Source organism: Acinetobacter piscicola (genome assembly GCF_015218165.1).
Classification (GTDB): Bacteria; Pseudomonadota; Gammaproteobacteria; order Pseudomonadales; family Moraxellaceae; genus Acinetobacter; species Acinetobacter piscicola_A.
Window position 1 is genome coordinate 2,596,331 of record NZ_CP048659.1, and the last position, 19,435, is coordinate 2,615,765.

18 protein-coding genes, 1 tRNA gene and 1 pseudogene are annotated in these 19,435 nt (G+C 36.3%); 8 read left to right on the top strand and 12 right to left on the bottom strand.

Annotated features, from left to right (window positions below; all coding sequences use genetic code 11):
* Positions 1 to 4: 4 nt before the first annotated feature.
* Both hpaA and G0028_RS12740 read left to right on the top strand, forming a co-directional pair.
* Positions 5 to 910, top strand: a complete 906-nt coding sequence (gene hpaA, locus G0028_RS12735; protein ID WP_174492329.1) for a 4-hydroxyphenylacetate catabolism regulatory protein HpaA — start codon at positions 5 to 7, stop codon at positions 908 to 910.
* On the top strand, positions 903 to 2,123 hold the full coding sequence (locus G0028_RS12740) for a Bcr/CflA family multidrug efflux MFS transporter (RefSeq protein ID WP_180046195.1): 1,221 nt from the start codon (positions 903 to 905) through the stop codon (positions 2,121 to 2,123). The genes hpaA and G0028_RS12740 overlap by 8 nt, the downstream gene beginning before the upstream one ends.
* Here the strand turns inward: G0028_RS12740 and G0028_RS12745 are convergent.
* Positions 2,099 to 3,007, bottom strand: a complete 909-nt coding sequence (locus G0028_RS12745; RefSeq protein ID WP_180046192.1) for a LysR family transcriptional regulator — start codon at positions 3,005 to 3,007, stop codon at positions 2,099 to 2,101. The genes G0028_RS12740 and G0028_RS12745 overlap by 25 nt on opposite strands.
* A gap of 108 nt (positions 3,008 to 3,115) precedes the next feature.
* Here G0028_RS12745 and G0028_RS12750 point away from each other — a divergent pair, with 108 nt between their 5' ends.
* A complete protein-coding gene (locus G0028_RS12750; RefSeq protein ID WP_180046190.1) occupies positions 3,116 to 3,853 on the top strand; it encodes an SDR family NAD(P)-dependent oxidoreductase in 738 nt (245 codons plus the stop codon).
* Between the two features lie 21 nt (positions 3,854 to 3,874).
* On the top strand, positions 3,875 to 4,081 hold the full coding sequence (locus G0028_RS12755) for a tautomerase family protein (protein WP_174492326.1): 207 nt from the start codon (positions 3,875 to 3,877) through the stop codon (positions 4,079 to 4,081).
* Positions 4,082 to 4,214: 133 nt separating this feature from the next.
* Here G0028_RS12755 and G0028_RS12760 read toward each other — a convergent pair whose 3' ends face one another.
* The 3 genes from G0028_RS12760 to G0028_RS12770 all read right to left on the bottom strand — a co-directional run bounded on the left by G0028_RS12760 (position 4,215) and on the right by G0028_RS12770 (position 8,054).
* Positions 4,215 to 5,627: an aldehyde dehydrogenase family protein gene (locus G0028_RS12760; RefSeq protein WP_180046188.1), complete on the bottom strand. Its 1,413-nt coding sequence runs from the start codon at positions 5,625 to 5,627 to the stop codon at positions 4,215 to 4,217.
* Positions 5,628 to 5,840: 213 nt separating this feature from the next.
* On the bottom strand, positions 5,841 to 6,704 hold the full coding sequence (locus G0028_RS12765; protein WP_180046186.1) for a transporter: 864 nt from the start codon (positions 6,702 to 6,704) through the stop codon (positions 5,841 to 5,843).
* Positions 6,705 to 6,815: 111 nt separating this feature from the next.
* Positions 6,816 to 8,054, bottom strand: coding sequence for an acyl-CoA dehydrogenase family protein (locus G0028_RS12770; RefSeq protein ID WP_218946321.1), 1,239 nt, complete (start codon positions 8,052 to 8,054; stop codon positions 6,816 to 6,818).
* Between the two features lie 158 nt (positions 8,055 to 8,212).
* Between G0028_RS12770 and G0028_RS12775 the strand changes: the two genes are divergently transcribed.
* Positions 8,213 to 9,145 carry a helix-turn-helix domain-containing protein gene (locus tag G0028_RS12775; protein WP_180046184.1) on the top strand — a complete coding sequence of 311 codons (933 nt, stop codon included), beginning with the start codon at positions 8,213 to 8,215 and terminating at the stop codon, positions 9,143 to 9,145.
* A gap of 116 nt (positions 9,146 to 9,261) precedes the next feature.
* Here G0028_RS12775 and G0028_RS12780 read toward each other — a convergent pair whose 3' ends face one another.
* From G0028_RS12780 to G0028_RS12795, 4 genes are all read right to left on the bottom strand, one after another.
* On the bottom strand, positions 9,262 to 9,873 hold the full coding sequence (locus G0028_RS12780) for a hypothetical protein (RefSeq protein WP_180046182.1): 612 nt from the start codon (positions 9,871 to 9,873) through the stop codon (positions 9,262 to 9,264).
* 111 nt (positions 9,874 to 9,984) lie between these two features.
* Positions 9,985 to 10,437 (bottom strand): hypothetical protein, encoded by a 453-nt coding sequence (locus tag G0028_RS12785; RefSeq protein ID WP_180046180.1) that lies wholly within the window; start codon positions 10,435 to 10,437, stop codon positions 9,985 to 9,987.
* A gap of 160 nt (positions 10,438 to 10,597) precedes the next feature.
* A complete protein-coding gene (locus tag G0028_RS12790; protein WP_180046178.1) occupies positions 10,598 to 11,020 on the bottom strand; it encodes a hypothetical protein in 423 nt (140 codons plus the stop codon).
* On the bottom strand, positions 11,017 to 11,310 hold the full coding sequence (locus tag G0028_RS12795) for a hypothetical protein (protein ID WP_180046176.1): 294 nt from the start codon (positions 11,308 to 11,310) through the stop codon (positions 11,017 to 11,019). Before G0028_RS12795 ends, G0028_RS12790 begins: the two co-directional genes overlap by 4 nt.
* Before the next feature lie 41 nt (positions 11,311 to 11,351).
* On the opposite strand from G0028_RS12795, the pseudogene G0028_RS12800 reads away from it, so the two are divergent.
* Positions 11,352 to 12,273: pseudogene (locus G0028_RS12800) on the top strand (IS5 family transposase).
* A 64-nt stretch (positions 12,274 to 12,337) separates the two neighbouring features.
* Here G0028_RS12800 and G0028_RS12805 read toward each other — a convergent pair.
* From G0028_RS12805 to G0028_RS12815, 3 genes are all read right to left on the bottom strand, one after another.
* Positions 12,338 to 12,427: transfer RNA gene (locus G0028_RS12805), tRNA-Ser, on the bottom strand.
* A 98-nt stretch (positions 12,428 to 12,525) separates the two neighbouring features.
* Positions 12,526 to 14,559, bottom strand: a complete 2,034-nt coding sequence (locus G0028_RS12810; RefSeq protein ID WP_130074789.1) for an NADPH-dependent 2,4-dienoyl-CoA reductase — start codon at positions 14,557 to 14,559, stop codon at positions 12,526 to 12,528.
* A gap of 159 nt (positions 14,560 to 14,718) precedes the next feature.
* Positions 14,719 to 15,420, bottom strand: a complete 702-nt coding sequence (locus tag G0028_RS12815; protein ID WP_015586042.1) for an IS1-like element ISPa14 family transposase — start codon at positions 15,418 to 15,420, stop codon at positions 14,719 to 14,721.
* Positions 15,421 to 15,596: 176 nt separating this feature from the next.
* Here G0028_RS12815 and G0028_RS12820 point away from each other — a divergent pair, with 176 nt between their 5' ends.
* Positions 15,597 to 16,421 (top strand): hypothetical protein, encoded by an 825-nt coding sequence (locus G0028_RS12820; RefSeq protein ID WP_180045614.1) that lies wholly within the window; start codon positions 15,597 to 15,599, stop codon positions 16,419 to 16,421.
* Between the two features lie 91 nt (positions 16,422 to 16,512).
* Complete coding sequence (locus tag G0028_RS12825; protein WP_180045613.1) at positions 16,513 to 17,514, top strand: hypothetical protein; 1,002 nt, start codon at positions 16,513 to 16,515, stop codon at positions 17,512 to 17,514.
* Positions 17,515 to 17,566: 52 nt separating this feature from the next.
* On the opposite strand, the gene dld is transcribed toward G0028_RS12825, so the two are convergent.
* Positions 17,567 to 19,264: a D-lactate dehydrogenase gene (gene dld / locus G0028_RS12830; protein ID WP_180045612.1), complete on the bottom strand. Its 1,698-nt coding sequence runs from the start codon at positions 19,262 to 19,264 to the stop codon at positions 17,567 to 17,569.
* Positions 19,265 to 19,435 lie beyond the last annotated feature (171 nt).

Consider the following 19,435-nt stretch of genomic DNA (forward strand, 5'->3'; position numbering starts at 1 on the left):
AGGTATGAGTCAGTCATATATTCCCAATATTAAATTGGGTGAAGTGTACGATCAAAAGTACATTAACTCGGATGTGTATTATGAAGAGCTGGTGAAGCTACAAGAATTTTTTGGGCTGAATGTATTGGCTCATCGTCACGATGGCTATTTTCAAATTCACTTCGTGACCAAAGGTTCTGTACGAGTGTTTTTAGATGATGTGAAATATGTCTATGATGCTCCCGTTTGCTTTATGACCCCGCCCTCGGTCGTACATGCTTTTATCACTGACCCCATTTGTGAAGGACATGTTTTAACTGTTCAGCAGAATATCATTTGGCCTTTATTACACAATGAACTTAAAGTTCAGCATGTCGCACCTTTATGCATTTCAACACAATCTTTAGACCCATCCTATCATGCCGATTTACAACAACTTCAAAGCTATTTTGATGATATTGAAATTGAATTTAAGCACAATAAATCTAATCGATTAGCTGCTTTAAAAAGTTTAGTGAGTTTGATTTTTATTCAAATTATGCGCTTTAACGATGTCACTACGCCGCAGCTCAATAATAACAATGGAGATCTTAAATTTTTCCGTCAATTTAACCAGTTGGTTGAAAATCACTTTAATGAACATTGGTCATTACAGCAATATGCTGAAAAATTAGCGATTACAGAAACTCGGTTGAATGACATATGTCGTCGAATCGCCAATATTTCGTCTAAAAAATTAATTTTCTATCGGCTGATGCAAGAGGCAAAACGATTGTTAATTTTTTCAGACTCATCCATTAATTCAATTTGTTATGAATTGGGTTTTAAAGATCCAGCCTATTTCAGTCGCTTTTTCATTCGGCATGCAGGGATGCCCCCTTCAGACTATCGTCAACACCATCTAAATACATCTGATGAATCATATGAATGAATTTATAAAGAAACAATCTAAGCTCCTGATTGTACTACTCAGTGCCTTAGTCGCATTTGGACCTTTATCAATTGACATGTACCTTCCAGCACTACCATCAATAGCACATGACTTAAATTCAACTGTCGCAGCAACACAGAAAACCATCACCATTTTTTTATTGGGTTTTAGTATCGGCATGCTGATTTATGGTCCACTCTCAGACCGTTTCGGTCGAAAAAAGCTTTTATTAATTGGGATGGTACTGTACGTATCCGCAACTTTAGGCTGTATTTTTTCACAGCATATTGAACAGCTACTTTTATTTCGATTTTTGCAAGCAATGGGAGGCGCGAGCGCATCTGTATTAGCACGTGCCCTTGTTCGAGATTTATTTAACAATCAAGAAATTCCTAAAATACTCTCGCTCATGCATATTATTACTATGATTGCGACTCTCGTTGCTCCACTTGCAGGCGCAATCATTATTCAATATTTTAATTGGACGGGTATTTTTATTTTTCTATTCATTTATTCTTTACTGTGTATGGTTTGGGTGAATTTTCAAATTGATGCACCGCCACCAAGGCGCATTCAGATGAGTTTGATAGACAACTATTTGAGCGTTTTAAAAAATCGTTATGCATGGGGCTTTATATTATGTAATAGCTTCTCATTTGGTGGCATGTTTGCCTACATTACAGCGTCTTCTTTTGTATTTATTCATTATTACGGGTTTAGTCCACAACAGTATTCAGGCTTATTTGCGCTGAATATCTTTTCAATCATTATTTTTACCAGCATCAATAGTCGAGCTTTACGTCGCTATACCGCATTTCAATTATTAAAAATCATGTCAATAATTTCAGCGATCGCAGGTGTTTATTTAGCAACCATTACTCTGTTTAAACTGACATCCGTACAATTTTTAATTCCTGGTTTAATGATTTTCGTTGGCGTCACAGGTGCGATTGGTGCCAATTCTATTGCCAATCTGCTTAAACTTTTGCCACAACAAGCAGGTACAGCATCGGGTCTAGCAGTGTCGCTGCAATTTCTCATGGGCGCATTGTTAAGCTATATCGTCAGTCTTTTATTTCGCAATAATGATCCCACTGCAATGAATTTAGTGATTTGTATTGCTGGATTACTCTGCTCGATCAGTCTATATTTATTTTGTCGAGGCTATAAAGAGCATTCATTAGATGCTCAATACACTGAACTCAAGAGGTAATCCATAAATACTCTTACTTTTAAAGGTTGATACTTTGCTTGTGCATAGAGCAAATAAAATGGTCTTGAGGTCTGATTATACTCCTGCAAGACCTCGACCAAACTCCCTTGTTTTAACTCATTTTCAACGGTAAACCGATAGACTTGCATTAAACCAACCCCTGTTTTGACCAAAGTTAAAGTCGATAAATAATCATCTTGACATAACATCCGTCCTTGAACTGCAACAGAAATTTCAGCACCTGATTCATAAAATGTCCACATTGCTGATTTACCTGTGCTCGGAATTTCAAATTGAATACATTCATGATCTTTTAATTCCCTTGGGTGTAAAGGTGCAGGATGTTTTTTTAAATAGTTTGGTGTCGCAACAATACAGAGTGCGGCATCTTCCAACTTGCGAGCAATAAGACCAGAGTCAGGTAAATAATTTCCTCGAATCGCGAGATCATAATCTTGTGCAATCAAATCAACATTTTGATTGCTGACATGAATTTCAAACTTAAGCTTTGGATATTGCTCAGAAAAATGATACAAATTAGGTAGTAATTTATAGTGGGCATAGGCTGTCGGGACACTGATACGCAACGTTCCTGATAGTTCTTGCTGCTTACCAGAAATCAAACTTTCTGCATCAATTAAATATTCAAGTGCTTTTCTACAATGATAATAATAATTCTTACCCTCCTCTGTGACCCGCAATTGCCTTGTTGTTCGAACAAATAATTTTGCCCCGAGACGTTCCTCAATACGTGAAATCGACCGACTGACAGCCGCAGGCGTCAACCCTAACGACACTGCTGCCGCTGTAAAACTTCCTAGCTCTACAGTTAAACAAAAAATTTCTAAACTACCAATTTGTAAATCATCGAAATGTCGGTTCATTTTATTTTATTCATTACACCATGTAATAAGTTAAATGCAAAATTGACAATTTTTCAAGCTGTCTCTTCAGCGTACATTTGTATTAAATAAATCAGTAAAGAGTTGAAAATGAATCGTCAAAAAATAGTGATTGTCACAGGTGCTTCAGGTGGTATTGGTTTTGAAATTGCCAAAACATATATAAATCGTGGTGACAACGTGATTGGTACAGGTTTAAATCTTGATAAATTAGTCAATGCACATAAAGCCTTAGGCAATGCTGAAAACTTTCACTATCTTGCAGGAGATATTTCTCAACAAAAAACGGTAGAAGAGCTTTTCCAGTTTGCTCAAGCAAAATTTTCACGCGTCGATGTTGTTGTCCATAATGCAGGTATTTTTATCGGTAAGCCTGTAACGGAATATAGTGAAACTGATATCAACAGTATGATTGATATCAATTTACGCAGTTTTATCTATATCTCTCAAGCTGTTGCTAAAAATATGGCAACAATTGGTGGAAAACTTGTTGTGATTACAGCAGCCTTAGCAATTCAACCCAATGCGAAGCAACCTGCATTACTCCCAATTTTAACCAAAAGTGGCTTAAATGGCGCAGTCAAAGGATTGGCTTTAGAGCTTGCTCCACTGAATATTCAAGTGAATGCTGTTGCTCCTGGTCTGATTGAAACACCGATGCATGGTGCAAATGAAGAAGTGAGAAATGCTTTAAAAGGCATGTCTCCGATGCATCAAGTTGGACAACCTGCTGATATTGCCAATGCGGTTCTATATCTTACAGATTCTAGCTTTGTCACTGGCACGATTTTACCTGTCGATGGTGGTTCTACTTCAGGTGTTTGGTAAGTTCAATAAGGAGAATATTCAATGCCAATCGTTAATATCAAAGTCACAGATCAGAGCATGAGTATAGAACAAAAGAAAGCACTGATTGAAGGTGCGACAGATTTATTGGTTCAAGTCTTAAATAAACCACGTGAAACAGTCGATGTCATCATTGATGAAATCAATACCAATAATTGGGGTGTCGGCGGAAAAATGATGAGTGAAATTTTGCAATCCAAGCAAGATTGATCAGTTTTAAACTGCATTCTAAATCATACTAAAAAGAGAGTGGTTTCCCCACTCTCTCTTTTTTAGTCCTTATTCTTATATTACATGGATTCACTCATGTAGTGATTATGAAAAGTTCATCTGGAACGATTGCTTATCCCAATTTACTCACATGAATCGATTGCTTATGGGTAAACTGCAACAGACCTCCCAAGCCAAAGCTATAGCCCAAACCTGACTGTTTCCAACCACCGAACGCAGCTTCAGGTGATAAATCGCCGTGACTATTCACCCATACGGAGCCCGTTTGCATACGTGCTGCAATGCTTTGCGCTTTGTCTAAGTCATTGCTCCAAACAGAGCCACCTAAACCAAACTCACTTTGATTGGTTACACGTAATACTTGTTCAATATCTGTATATTTTACGATTGGCAGCACTGGACCAAACTGCTCATCATCCACCAAAGCCACACCATCTTGAATATCGACAACCACTGTCGGTGAAATGAAATAGCCTTTTTCGGGATGCTTTGCGCCTACATTTAAAACTTTTGCACCTTTGTCTAACGCGTCTGCAAGCAAGTCTTTGACTTTCTGATATTGCATCTTGTTTTGTACAGGCCCAAAGCTGGTTTGCTGATCCAAACCATTTCCTACCGTTTGCTGGTCTGCAATCGCTGCTATTTTTTGGGTCAATGCGTCATAAATATCCGCATGTACATAAAGGCGTTTTAGGCATGCGCAAGTTTGCCCTGCATTTAAGAATGAAGATTGGAAAAGTTTCTCTGCAACCTGATCCACATTCACATCATTCAAAACAATACCGACATCGTTTCCACCGAGTTCTAATACAACACTTTTTAAAGTGTCTACTGAACTGCCTAAAATGAATTTTCCTGTTTTGGTTGAACCTGTGAAAACAACTTTGTTCACATCAGGGTGTTCTGTCAACAATTTACCTACATCACCTTTACCTAAGACAATATTACACACACCTTTTGGCAATACTGAATTCATAATTTCCACCAAACGAATGGTACTTAACGGCGTATATTCTGACGGCTTAATGACCACTGTATTTTTGGTACGCAATGCAGGCAACAAATGCCAAATTGCAATCATAAATGGCCAGTTCCAAGGCGTCACTGAAGCCACTACCCCCAATGGACGATTAAAGACCTGAATTTGTTTGCCAGAGGCTTCTGTATAATGTTCTACGGGAATATCAAGCTGAGCAATATATTGAATCCATTGCAGACCTAAATGCACCTCTGCGTTGGCTAAAAATAAAGGCTTACCTTGCTCCTGTGTAATTAAGGCCGCAAGACTGTCCCGTTCTGCTTCAATACCTGCAGCAATTTTCAGTAAATTTGCTTTAAGTTCTTCATCATCAGTATTTTTCCAAATTTGGAATGCTGTTTTTGCGGCATTCACTGCCTGCTGTACCTGCTCTGCTGTCGCTGAATTTACGCGAGTAATGATATCTTCAGTTGCTGGATTAAGCACAGCCACAGCTTCACCTGCACCTTGAATTCGTTCACCATGAATGAGGAGATCAGTATTCATTGTTTTTCCAATCCTTATATAAAATAATATTTCCCAACTCTTCTATTATTTAGAAAAAGCCTTCCTATCTACTTAACATATTAACTAAATGCATATTATTACAGTATTTTTGAGTCATATATTATGAGTTGATATGTTAAAATTAATTCTGCCCTAAGAATAACTTGTTCCCAGTGATTTAATTTTCAGACCCAAATCATTTAAAATAAACCTTTAAAAGATGTACACATATCTGAAATTAAAACGAAAATTTTCTTTAAAGGTATTCTCAACATCAATATCACGACCCACAGTCATCAACACATTTGAACGTTGATTGATATTATAAGTCGTACCTGCCCATAGCTTAGACTGCGTGCTCGCAGCATGATCAATACCCTGAACAGTCGTATCCCCTGCATCCATATAAGACACGCCTGCACTCAAAGTAAATTTAGGATTTAAATTATAGAAAACATCAGCTTGTAACTGATATCCCATATCCTGTTCAATTCTTCCTTTGACATCATCTTTGTTATCACCATAAAAGGTCACATCTGCAGTTAAATCGGTACCAAATCTTTCATTCCAATACTGTAAATAACTGGCTTGGAGTATGGTTTTAAAACGATTTTCGCCAATATTTAAAGCATTTTCATCTTTGTAGCTTCCTGTAGGAAAGCTGAAAAAAGGCGTAAAACCAAGGTATTTATCCTGTGGTTTATCAATCAACCAAAAAGTATTGGCCAAAATGATATCGCCTAAAACACCTGATGATTCTCCTAAAGCCGCACTATCACCCGATGCTTTTAATTTACCAAAAGGCACAAGAAACTGTTGAGCCATTTTGATACCACCAATTTCGGAATAATGCACAAAACGACCAATTCCGATTTGTGATTCCAATTCCCCATTATTAACTTTATCACTGCCTGCGTAATAAGCATCTCGATTTGCATATTGCCCATACAGCAAAAAAATATTGGTTCCATTAGGCGCACGGCGATAATCCTGTGCATCAATATCCAAAGCATGTCCTTGTAGCGGCAATAAAAACAGAGCAGTTAGCAGTCCTTTATGTAGCATTTGTCTATTCATAATCTTTTCCCTTGATGTGAATATCATTGTTGTTTTATTTCATTTCTTGCTTCGGAGGCTTGCTTTAAGCCTCCTAAAATTGTTTGATTCTATGTCCTTACATGCGATTGATCACTCCAACAAGGTATCCAAACTGTTGTATGAGTCTGACATTAAAATTTGATGATATTGATTACGACGTACGCCCATATTGCCTCCATCGAATAATGGCAACGCCAATGCATCCATCAGGTAACGTGACAAAGGTAAGTCCTTGTTGTAACTATCCACACCAACCACACGCATCAAATCTGTAATCATTTTTACAGCGGTTTCCGAGCCATAAACTTTTGAACACAATGCCAATTCATGCGCACCTTTTTCATTGTTATCTTGTGCAATACATGCGCGATAAGCCAAACCACGCACAGCCTCAATTTGCATTTTTGCATCACTCAGTGCATAACCCACTGCTTGATAATCTAAAATTCGATGTAAACCGCCTTTGTTTTCGGACTTGGCGTAATTCAAAGTGAAATCAAAGGCTGCACGCATTAAACCCACGGCAAAAACACCGACCAATGCCGCTGTTGCCGTAAAGGCTTGCTCAATAATTTGCTTTCCTTGCCCTAGACTTCCTAGTAAATAATCCTTTGGAATATGACAGTCATGAAGTGAAATACGCGGTGTGATGTGTGCAGTATGTCCAACCGTTTCAAAGATGTCCTCCACTTCAATGTTGATATTTTCTTTGGGTAAAATCACAATTGAAACTTCTGGATCATCAGTTTCACTCAATTCAGAGCGGCCTGAAACACACAGTAAATCAGCACCTTTATTGTCCCAGCCACAGCTGCTTGACACCCATTGTTTTGAGCCATTCAGCACCCAACCATCTTTTGCAGCGTCAATACGCGTACTCAAACCTACTGCAGGTCGAGGTGCATTTACATTGGCACTACCACCTGGTTCAGAGGAAGCAAAAGCTGCAATTGGCTTACCCTCTTTTTTCAAGAATATGCTCAAATGCTTTTCAGCTTGTTGAGGATTACCTGCAATAAAAATAGGAGAAAGCCCCAAAATACTTGCAAAAGCAGTCAATGAAACATTGGAATCGACCGCATAAAACTCTTCTGCCATGACGGCCATGTCTAAACAACTGGTTGCACCACCACCGAAAGGTTGTGGAATCATGTTAAATAAAAAACCTTCTTTCACTAAAGATTCGTAAAAAGGGGCTGTTGCCAAAAAGCGCTCTCTAGATGTGTGTAATGATTTGATAGCAGGATTCACCTGACTTAATACATCATTGGCGAATTGTCTTGATCGATTTCTTAGTTCTAATTGCTGACTTGATAGATTTTTTAACACGACTATTGTCCTTAATTTGATCAATGTTGTAATGTAATCATTAAGAATATAGGTTTTTTTTGCTTGGCAAATTCCGCATTATTTTTTGGTAAATTCTGAACAAATTTATTTTAATAATGGCATCAAATTTGCTTCCCCAAAGGATTGGGTTAAAATTTATGGATAATAAAATGTTTAAAACGTGGAGTAATCTTGACCTCGTCCCAAATAAACAGTTTTTATTTTGGCGAGAAATGCTGTGTGATGCTTTTACAGACTTAAGACCTGAAACAACATTAGATAAAAAGGATTTTAAGTGTGAAATTCAATCTCAAAGTTTATCTGAAGGGTTGATTATTTCGTCATTGTCTTCCCAAAAACAAAAAATTCACCGTACAGAATCTGAAATATCACATACTAAAGATCATTATTTATTTTTCAATTTACAAAAAAAAGGGCTTGCCTGCATCCAACAAAATAATATGGTAACGCATATACAAGCTGGTGACCTTTATATACTTGATACTCGTTATCCTTATGAAATTGAACAATTTGAAAATAATTGGGAAAGTTTATCTTTAAGAATACCCCTAGATCATGCTTTAAATTGCATGATTCCATTATCTAAAATCATTGATAATATTAATTCGGCTGATGGCTTTATTTTATATGAAAACATTTTAACGCTAGAGAAAATTATAGGAAAAGATTTATCCGAAAAAACCAATACTATCATCACTAAAACAACCATTGATTTAATTCTATCTAACTTTGAAAACACACATATTAAAGAAAACCACTTACTAAACAATATTTTAAAATTCATTGAAATCAATGCTAAAAATCATAATTTACGTTGCAATGATATTGCAAAAGCATTTAATACTTCAGAAAGAAATATATATAAACTCTTTGAAAGAGAAGAGCTAAGTTTAAGTAAAACCATATCGGATATTCGATTAAAAATATTTTTTGAATATATGAAAGGTGATCATGGAAATATCACTGACTTTGCTTATAAAAGTGGATTTAATGATCTTTCAAACTTCTATAAAGTTTTCAAGAAAAAATTCAATGAAACACCTAAAAACTATTTCAAGAATCAATTATAAAATTATATTTTTAAATTAGCATTTTACCATTGCACATTTCACCTTAGCGCTTATTTGTCAAATGTTCATCAAACTGATCATTGCTATCAAAGCGATGGAAGGAAACATTTACTCCATTACAAGCTATCTAATAAACGATTAAAATATTTATTCACATACCCCTGTCTATAATCCAAAACTATAAACTCATTGTTTTTTAAATAATATCTATATTCATAAGTTTCTAAATCTTTTAATTTATACTTACTATTTTCAATTTCAAACTCTCGAGTATCTCCAATCTTCATATCACTAGTAATTTTTTCAAAAAAATTATTTGAAAACAAATTGTTAATCAAACAAGAAAATATAAAACTATCCACATTTAAATAATACAACATTGAAATTTCTTCACCATCATAACTATATATCCCACCATCACTATTCAATATACAAATAGGTTCATCTGAAAAATCTTGACCAAAATAAACTGTATCACTTGGTAAATCACCATCTAAATATTCTAGCGGTTCCGAATTATATTTTTTAAATCGATTAAATGTACAATCACCAAAGTATCCAGTTATTAAATTTGAACTATTACCAAAATTAACAAGAAAATCACGATGATCAGAACGTATTTTAATATTATTTAGTTGTAAGAAATCATCTACCTCATCCCTATTTACGCTTTTAACTTCTGAACATTTAGATGCAAAAAAATCTATTAATACTCTCTTATCAATCATGTTTAACAACACCTTTATTTACCTCTTTAATATAAAATGAATTTTATAAATCATACGCCAAACTATTTGGCATTCCACCCTACAAGGATGGAACGAGGCAATAACTAGCATTTAATACTGCACAAAATCATTAGGATCAGTATCTAGATCAATTAATCGTTTTGATTCTTTTAAATAAATATCTAATATTTCTTTTGAAATTAATACTCTTAATTTGGAATCATAACTGACCATAATACTAGACAAAATATATAAAAAAATATAAATATCTTCTTCTGAAATTTCATTCCCCTTTTCAATAATTTCAATGCGTAAAATCTCTCTATTATTCTGACTCAGAAAATCAGTTAAACAATCAGAAAATCCATCTGGACTTCCACCGAAAAAACCAATTCTATCTGGCATTATAGAGTTTATATATTTATACTTTTTATATATTTGACTACCAAAAAAAGAATAAATTTCATAAATAGTATTGAATTTATTATCAATCCTAATAACAAATTCATCTTCAATATAACAATTCTCAGCACAAAATAATCCATATAGTTTTTGATTAATCATTTCAGTTTTCTCCATGTATTGCCATAAGGTTTATTCGTAGATGAGATTGGTTTACTCATATCTGGTCTAATATCACCATAATGATTTGGTGAATACCACATTGAACCATCACTACCAACAAATATTTACTTCAACTACGGCACTCATATATCAATAAATCTTATATTATTTTCTTTATCTTCCAGCAATATTTTTTCTTTATATCAAATTTAGATATTTCAATATATACATCTTCATACCAAGGAGTATTAATATCTTCGATATAAAAAAAATTTCCATTTAATTTTGACCAATGATTTATTCGATTTTTTATATAAAAAAAATCAACCTCTTTAGGAATGCTATTATTAAAATTAAGCTGCAAAAAAACATCACATTCAAGATAGATAATAGTACAATATATACATTTATCATAACCAGCTTTAATAAACTCACCTTCCTCCATCATAAAAAAAGATTCAATTTCACCACTTGAAAGTATCAATATTTTATCCGAAGTGACATTAAATATAAAAGAGCTAAATTTTCTTATATATTCATTAGAAACAACTTCCTTAACTATAACACCGAATGAACTCATCATTTAAAAATTTCCTTATAAACTTCAATTGCTTTTTTAGCAGCTTCAGGATTTTGTTTAAACTGCATTTTCAATTGAAGCATAGCTTTATCTAAATCACCTTTATTGATTTTCAATATTTTAAATGCTGCATATTCATTCCTATTAATACCAGGACCAGAAATAGGTTTGAATTTTAGTTTACCATCACCTTTTGTTGAGTATATGCGATCATTTACCTTTATAAACTCATTATCAATAATTAGCTCTTCCCCATTTCGCATAGCCTTTAAATCAGCATGGCTTTGTTGCACAAATCTACCGTTAAAGGCTTATTCAATATTATAATTCTCAATTGAATAAGCCCACACCTAAAATCTATCGTACAACCAATTGGTCTTCTTATAACAGAGCATTAATAAATCGAGGAAATATTTCTATTTGGTTTGATCCCAAAACTCAATGGTATGCTCAATCAAACGGCAAACATGGTCGAAATCAAACCTATTCTGATGTTACTATCCAATACTGTCTGATGATTAAATCTCTATTCCGTTTGTCTTTACGTATGGTCACAGGCTTTGTTCAAAGTCTGATTAAACTTTGTGGATTAGATTGGACAGCCCCCAATATCAGCGATATTCGTATTCCACTATTTGTAGAAGACAAAAGCATATTGATATTGCGATTAACTATCAAAAAAGCAGTAATGGTCTCCATCTACTTGTTAATTCTACTGGCTTAAAGTTTTTAGGTGAAGGCAAATGGAAACGTAAAAAACATCAGCCTTATATCGTCGCCAATGGCGTAAATTACATATTAGTATCGATGCTGAAACCCTTCAAATACGAGCTATTCAGCTCACAACCAACAATGTGAGTGATTCACAGGTGCTTGGTGATTTACTGAATCAGATTCCACAAGAAGAACAGATTGACTCCGTCTATACTGATGAGGCTTATGACACCAAGCAATGGCGTTAGGTCATCGCAGAGCGACAAGCGCATGCAGTGATTCCACCAAGAAAAAATGCGAAACCTTGGAAAGATACAAAGACCAGCTCGCTAGAGCGAAATGAATTACTTCGAACAGTTAAAAATTTAAGCAGGACACTATGGAAAAACTGGTCAGGCTATCATCAGCGAAGTTTGGTCGAAACCAAAATGCATTGCATCAAATTATTAGGCGATAAACTGAGTGCAAGAAATTTCCAAAGCCAAGTCAAAGAGATGCATGCACGTGTGGCAGTATTAAATAAATTTACGGAGTTGGGGTAAGTTGTGGGGTAAATATATAGACAATAAAAAAGCCCTTGTAAAAACAAGGGCTTTTTTAAATATTTGGCGGAAGCGGTGAGATTCGAACTCACGGAGGACTCACACCCTCGTCGGTTTTCAAGACCGGTGCATTAAACCGCTCTGCCACGCTTCCATGTGCGCCATAATACGGAGCTTTTTCAATTCTGACAAGTAAAAATTACATCCAAAGCATTCAAATGCATAATGTTTCATCAAAATCAAAGATTTTGCTTAAAGTTTGGCTGCAATTTCAGCACCCTCACGGATTGCACGCTTAGCATCTAACTCACCAGCTAACTTAGCACCACCAATCACATGATAATTTGCTAAGGTATTTTCACCTTCAGTTGGCACTAAATCTTTCACTGATTCCTGACCTGCACACACAACAATCGTATCCACACGCAATAATTGGTCATGACCATCAAGCTCAACCCATAGACCTTCATTGGTCACAGCTTTATATTGCACACCACGCATCATTTTCACAGCATGTTTTTTCAATTGTGCACGATGAACCCAACCAGACGTTTTACCCAAGCCTATGCCCAACGGGGTTGTTTTACGTTGCATGAGGTAAATCTGGCGAATCGGCGCTTCAACCTCAGCAGGAACAGCCCCACCTTCAGTCATATAGTTTGGATTTGAGTCGACACCCCATTCACGTTGCCAGTCTGCCAAAGGTTGTGGCTGAGGTTGATGTTCTGGTTTCAATAAAAACTCAGATACGTCAAAACCAATCCCACCTGCACCAATGACCGCAACACTATGCCCCACAGGTGCACCACGTAATACTTCCGCATAAGACAACACTTGCGGTGCATCACTGCCTTCAATTTTTAATGCACGAGGCACCACACCCGTCGCAATCACGACTTCATCAAAGCCTTCACGTTCAAGTTGCTCACGGTTGACTTTGGTATTTAAACGTAAATCTACCCCTGTTTTTTCAATCTGAACTTTGAAATAACGAATAGTTTCATGGAACTCTTCTTTACCCGGAACCACTTTTGCCAAGTTAAATTGTCCGCCAACTTCATTCGCTGCTTCAAATAAAGTCACTTGATGTCCACGCTCAGCCGCAATTGTTGCTGCAGACATGCCTGCTACACCACCACCCACAACCGCAATTTTTTTCGGTTTTTTGGCTTTTAGATAGACCAGTTCTGTTTCATGTGCAGCACGTGGGTTCACTAAACAGCTCGCCCGTTTATTTTGGAAACTGTGGTCTAAACATGCTTGGTTACACGCAATACAAGTATTAATTTCATCAACACGATTAGTTGCCGTTTTATTCACCCAAAATGCATCGGCAAGTAATGGACGTGCCATCTGCACCATATCCGCTTTGCCTGCTGCCAGAATTTCTTCTGCTGTATCAGGCATATTGATTCGGTTTGATGCAATAACAGGTACAGAAACATGTTTTTTCACTTCAGCGGTATAATCGACAAAAGCTGCACGTGGTACCGAAGTCACAATCGTTGGAACACGGGCTTCATGCCAGCCGATGCCTGTATTTAGCAGTGTAATTCCTGCCTTTTCCAATGCTTGTGCTACAGTAATGACTTCATCCATGGTGTTGCCATCATGAACCAAATCCAGCAAAGACAAACGGAAACAAATAATAAATTTTTCACCGACTTGTTCACGAATGGCTTTGACAATTTCCACGGCAAAACGCATACGGTTTTCAATCGGCCCACCCCAACGGTCTTCACGCTGATTGACATGACGGCTTAAAAATTGATTCAGCAAATAGCCTTCTGAACCCATGATTTCCACACCATCATAACCCGCTTTTTTTGCCAAACTTGCAGTTTTGGCATAATCCTGAATGGTGTCTAAAATCAGACGATCACTCATTTGACGTGGTTTAAAAGGCGAAATGGGGGACTTGATTGGACTTGATGAAACCACAAAAGGTTGATAACCATAACGACCTGCATGCAGGATTTGCATGAGAATTTTGGCACCATGCTTATGTACTGCATGGGTGACCAAACGGTGTGGTGCAACATCACCCAAGGTATTCATAGTACCGCCAGCAGGCAATAACCAGCCTTGACGGTTGGGTGAAATCCCACCCGTAATAATCAGCCCTACACCACCTTTGGCACGCTCACCAAAATAAGCAGCGAGTTTTGGATAATTATAAAAACGGTCTTCTAAACCTGTATGCATTGACCCCATAACCACACGGTTTTTAATGGTGGTAAAGCCTAAATGCAACGGTTTTAAAATATTGGCATAGCGAGTTGTCATGGCACATCCTTTTTTAATATTTGGCTTTGCAACTTGTTGCATACTACTGTATCGAAATTTAGAAATTTTAGGATGACTACTTCTATTTTTTTCCATGTTGATAATGTCAATTTCATCAATATATAAAAATAAGGTGGTGTTTCAAAAAGTATGCTGACATTAAATGAAGCCATTATTGATGTAAAAAAAGGTTAAGTCGAAAGCTTTAAAATGGTTTTCAATCTTTTTTGAAAAATTACAACTCCTTCTAAAACCGCGCCTAATTCGATGCCTTATTTTGCAATTATTACCTTCAATACCTACAGTAAAAAATTTACCAATACTTTGCTTGCAGTTTTTAAAAGCAGTTATGAAACTGTCCCAATGATCACTTGCAATTCGGGTGTAGTGAATACCTAATTGTTTAAGCTTTGCCTTCAATCGTTGAACTGTAGCTAAGTCTCTTTTACCCCAAACATAAGCAACAATCTCACCTGTTTCTCGATGGTAGGCGTAAATAAGCCATTGTTTATTATTTTTATTTCCCACAAAAGTCCAAAACTCATCAACTTCAAGAGACTCATAATGACTTTGTTTAGGCTGAATTTGGTAGGTCGATTCGGTTAAAGTACGTAAAACTTTACCGATACTGATTCGCTCAACTTCAGCGATATCTCGTATACCACTACCTCTGACCATCAACTGTAATATTTTTCGAGTAATGCCTGAATGACATCCTAGATAGCTCAGAGCATGGTCACCAATAAACTGACGTTTACAGTCTTTGCACTGATAGTTTTGTTTCCCATCTACTTTGATGCCATTTTTCTTTATACTGTCACTGAGGCAGGTTGGACATTTGATTTCTAGAGTTATTCGCATTTCTCTATTTTATCAAAATTCAACCTGCTTTGTTTCAGCATACTTTTTGAAACACCACCAAAAATAAAACTGATTCTTGTATACGGAACCCTACAGCTTTACAACAATTGTTATCATAAAGTTAGGCTAGGCTAAATCACATCATCATAAAACTTAAAAATAGAGCATCCAAGATCATGAGCCATCCTGTATTTTTAACCAGTTCAAGCTTTAGTCATATGCCTTTAGGCAGCCAAAATCAATGGCAAGATTTTTTTCAGACTGCTTCTTTTGAACTTGAAGCAAATGCTTTTATTCCAATTTTATGGTTCATGCTGTTTAAACAGGACAATCTTCATTGGGCAAAATATATTGAAGATTTAGATTTTAACGATATTCATCACCAAAATGATTTCGAAGAATATCAACAGGAATATGCTGATGAACACTATGCCTATTTAGTCATTGATCAGCAGCAGGCTTTAGTTAATTTAGCACAGCAAAAATCGGTTTTTCTTGAAATTTTTGGTGCAGAGCATTTAGGCTATTTTGCAGATTTTCAAGCAATGATCGAACAGCATTTTCCTCAGTATATTTTGCTTAGAACCAGTGGCTTGCCTTTAGATCCTGATGATGCTGAATTTTTACTGCATCCCTTACAACAACTTGAAAATTATCAATCAAATACAGCACAAAACTCAGATTTCGCAGAATTTCAGCGTGAAGATTTTGCCCGTTTTGAAGATCAGTCTTACTTTTTTTATGGTGAAACTCCAACAATCGTATTAGAATCAGACCTTAAAAATCAGATCGATCCCTTTGAAAATTCAGAAAGTTTTACTTCCATGACAACACAAGATACGCGATCTTCAAGTTTAGCAATTTGGCTATGTACTGCCATTGTCGTTTTAGCAACTCTAGCCGTTTATTTTAGCAGTCACTCTCTACTGTATTCAGCGATTGTATTTTTTGTCAGTGCATTTGTTTTGGGATTTATTTCGTCCAAAATTCAAAAAAAATAATTTTAAGAGTAATTGTATTTTTTTACATTTTGAATAAGATAAACCTGAGTGATTTTTACTCACCAACTAAAATCAAAAAATTGAGAAATATATGAAAATAAAACTATTATCTTTTACAATCTTATCATCAATTATGTTAACTGCTTGTGGAGGAGGATCTAGCTCAAATAATTCATCACAACCATCATCTGGCAATGGCCAAACCTCTGGAAATACGAGTAATCAGCAATGGACTTCTTATGATTTTTATACCGATCAGAAAGATGGCTATTTCATTGATAAAGAAGTTTTAACAGTTAAAGATGGTAAAGCTTATTCAAAAGAAACCAGTACAGATCCTTCTTATCATTCGTATAAAGGTATAACTGTAACAAGTGATGGTCTCTATGATGAAGTTAATGCCCCTGTAGATGCTCAATTAGGACATTACTCAGGTACCATTCAAGCTTCAAATACACAATGGACTTTAAGCCCATACTCAAGTATTGGTTCTAAAGGACTACAATATACACAGAAATACACAACTTTAAATTTAAGTGGTAAAAATCTTTTAGAAGTGTTATCACCTGCGGATTACTATGCAATCACTCGGAATTTAACTGATAAATACCCAGTTAAACACTACTTATTGGATTTATATGCCAATATTTCTAAAGTAAAATTTCCTGAAGGTTCAAGTTGCCTACAGCTACAAGAATTTTCAAATACTCAAGAATATTTAGATTTAGATGCTGATTTAAAAAATAAAGAACAGCAAAATCAATTGGCTCAAGGTTGGCTTGAATTTAAAAATGATACGACAACAACCTTACGAAACTTCAAGGATACGACTGCTTACTTAAAAGAAAATACAAACTCAGATTCCCCATATGGTTATGCTTTATATAAAAATAACTATTATTCTGCGTTCTTAACACCAAAAGGTCTTGAATTCAATATGAATGAGTGGTTAAAAAGCTATCAAGATGATTTGAAAACTGGAACTGCTGAAGAAAAAGCATATGCCAACTATGTTATAGCTGCAACACAAAACATGTGTCATTTGTATAATGCTAAAGCAGCTCAAACTATTGCTTCTGCAGTTAAATTTTAATCTACCCTCAAGAATAAGGGATTTTAAAATCCCTTATTCTTTTCATTATCTTTTACTTCCAATACTTTAACTTACTTGTCTGCCCAATCCCCACATTAAAACTGTTGGTTGGATCAAGTTTTTGATAGTGGTTTTTCAATGCAGGTTTTGCCACATATAAATGCCCGACATTATGTTCAGCAGGATATTCCGCACCACGATCATCAAGCAAATGCCACATTGCATGCTCCATTGCCAAAGGATCTACACCTTTTTTAACAATATAATCCTGATGAAACACATGACATAAAAAATGCCCATAATAGAGTTTATGAATGATTTGCTCATCCATCTCTTTTGGCAGCGTTTCCACCCATTCACGGTCATTTCGACGTAGTGCAATATCCAATGCGACAATATCTTCAACCTCTGAACGATGGGTATCACGGTAGCGAATGGCTGCACCTGCCACCGCAAAACGATGCAAAAATGCCTTACGCCCTTCTTCATCGGTACAACGGAAATAATTGCCCGATGCTTTATTATTGAAATAATCTTTCAGGAAATTGTCGACCTGATCTACATCTTGATTTTCAATACGAATCACCAAATGATGTTCATACAAATCACGAAATTCATTCATCCGTTTTGGTAAATGATTTGGCATAAATTTCGTGACCAGTTGCAAAAATTTATCGGATAAACCACGTAAATGCAGCTTTTCCAGATAACCATCGACTTTGTCTTTCATGGCAAATGCAGCAGGCACTTTTGCTGTGCCGAATTTTTCAATGAACATGAACGTGTCTTTGCCATATTCTGCACCAATATCATAAGCGACACGGTGAATGTATTCGCCTGCAATCGGCAGACGTAACAAATCTTTCAGCAAGAAACGGCGAATTTCAGTCAAATCATCATGTGAATTTGTCCCGACATAAAACACCTGGCTTGGAATTTTTTCAAAGGTATCCAAACGTACTGCAAAAACACAAACTTTACCTGCTGAACCCGATGCTTCAAATAAACGTGTCGGATCTGCATTGAAACGTGCAGGGGTATTTTCATCGACCTGTTTCACATCATGTGAATAACGCTGATCCGATGCACAGCAATTTGAATTATTCACAATATCTTGAGTTTGATAGTTTTTATTTTCAAGATTCGACAGAATTTCTTCAGGTGTTTGCCCCAAATTCACCCCCAAATGATTCACTAACTCCAATTCGCCCGACTCATTCACTCGTGCATAAAGTGCAAGCTCAGTATAGGCAGGACCACGGCGTACCAATGCACCACCTGAGTTATTACACACACCACCCAAAACCGATGCACCAATACACGATGAACCAATCACCGAGTGTGGTTCACGGTTGTACTGCGCCAAATCTTTTTCAAGTTTATCCAGCGTTGCACCCGGTAAGCAAATCACTTGCTTACCTTCATTAATCACTTGGATACCTGCCAAACGACGAGTACTCATTAAAATCACAGCACGATCATAGTCATCACCAAATGGCGTTGAACCGCCCGTCAAACCCGTATTTGCCGCCTGCATAATCACAATACAATCTGCATTCACCGCAGCCTGCAACACTTGCCATTGTTCTAGCAAAGTCCCCGGCACCACCACAGCCAACACTTGACCCGAACCATAGCGACGACCTTGGCGGTATAGGCGTGTGTCGTGATCACTCGTCAGAACGTGTTGTTGACCCACGATGTTAATGAGGTTTTGGATGGTGTGTTGTGAATCAAAATTGGCTTGCATTTTCCCTATCCTATTCATAAATACTCATTCAATAAAATGAGGCGAATATTCATTACAGTGGAGTCTTTTCAATATTAATTATATGTAGGGATAAACCTTCGGTTCGACCTACTTTTCTTTCGGGAAAAGTAGGCAAAACCATTGTCATCCGCAAAACTCGTTAAATACCAC

What these genes read in the sequence shown, in the direction of transcription:
- hpaA (WP_174492329.1), top strand. Translation starts at nt 5, where the DNA reads ATGAGTCAGTCATATATTCCCAATATTAAATTGGGTGAAGTGTACGAT.
- G0028_RS12740 (WP_180046195.1), top strand. Translation starts at nt 903, where the DNA reads ATGAATGAATTTATAAAGAAACAATCTAAGCTCCTGATTGTACTACTC.
- G0028_RS12745 (WP_180046192.1), bottom strand. Translation starts at nt 3,007, where the DNA reads ATGAACCGACATTTCGATGATTTACAAATTGGTAGTTTAGAAATTTTT.
- G0028_RS12750 (WP_180046190.1), top strand. Translation starts at nt 3,116, where the DNA reads ATGAATCGTCAAAAAATAGTGATTGTCACAGGTGCTTCAGGTGGTATT.
- G0028_RS12755 (WP_174492326.1), top strand. Translation starts at nt 3,875, where the DNA reads ATGCCAATCGTTAATATCAAAGTCACAGATCAGAGCATGAGTATAGAA.
- G0028_RS12760 (WP_180046188.1), bottom strand. Translation starts at nt 5,627, where the DNA reads ATGAATACTGATCTCCTCATTCATGGTGAACGAATTCAAGGTGCAGGT.
- G0028_RS12765 (WP_180046186.1), bottom strand. Translation starts at nt 6,704, where the DNA reads ATGAATAGACAAATGCTACATAAAGGACTGCTAACTGCTCTGTTTTTA.
- G0028_RS12775 (WP_180046184.1), top strand. Translation starts at nt 8,213, where the DNA reads ATGGATAATAAAATGTTTAAAACGTGGAGTAATCTTGACCTCGTCCCA.
- G0028_RS12780 (WP_180046182.1), bottom strand. Translation starts at nt 9,873, where the DNA reads ATGATTGATAAGAGAGTATTAATAGATTTTTTTGCATCTAAATGTTCA.
- G0028_RS12785 (WP_180046180.1), bottom strand. Translation starts at nt 10,437, where the DNA reads ATGATTAATCAAAAACTATATGGATTATTTTGTGCTGAGAATTGTTAT.
- G0028_RS12790 (WP_180046178.1), bottom strand. Translation starts at nt 11,020, where the DNA reads ATGATGAGTTCATTCGGTGTTATAGTTAAGGAAGTTGTTTCTAATGAA.
- G0028_RS12810 (WP_130074789.1), bottom strand. Translation starts at nt 14,559, where the DNA reads ATGACAACTCGCTATGCCAATATTTTAAAACCGTTGCATTTAGGCTTT.
- G0028_RS12815 (WP_015586042.1), bottom strand. Translation starts at nt 15,420, where the DNA reads ATGCGAATAACTCTAGAAATCAAATGTCCAACCTGCCTCAGTGACAGT.
- G0028_RS12820 (WP_180045614.1), top strand. Translation starts at nt 15,597, where the DNA reads ATGAGCCATCCTGTATTTTTAACCAGTTCAAGCTTTAGTCATATGCCT.
- G0028_RS12825 (WP_180045613.1), top strand. Translation starts at nt 16,513, where the DNA reads ATGAAAATAAAACTATTATCTTTTACAATCTTATCATCAATTATGTTA.
- dld (WP_180045612.1), bottom strand. Translation starts at nt 19,264, where the DNA reads ATGCAAGCCAATTTTGATTCACAACACACCATCCAAAACCTCATTAAC.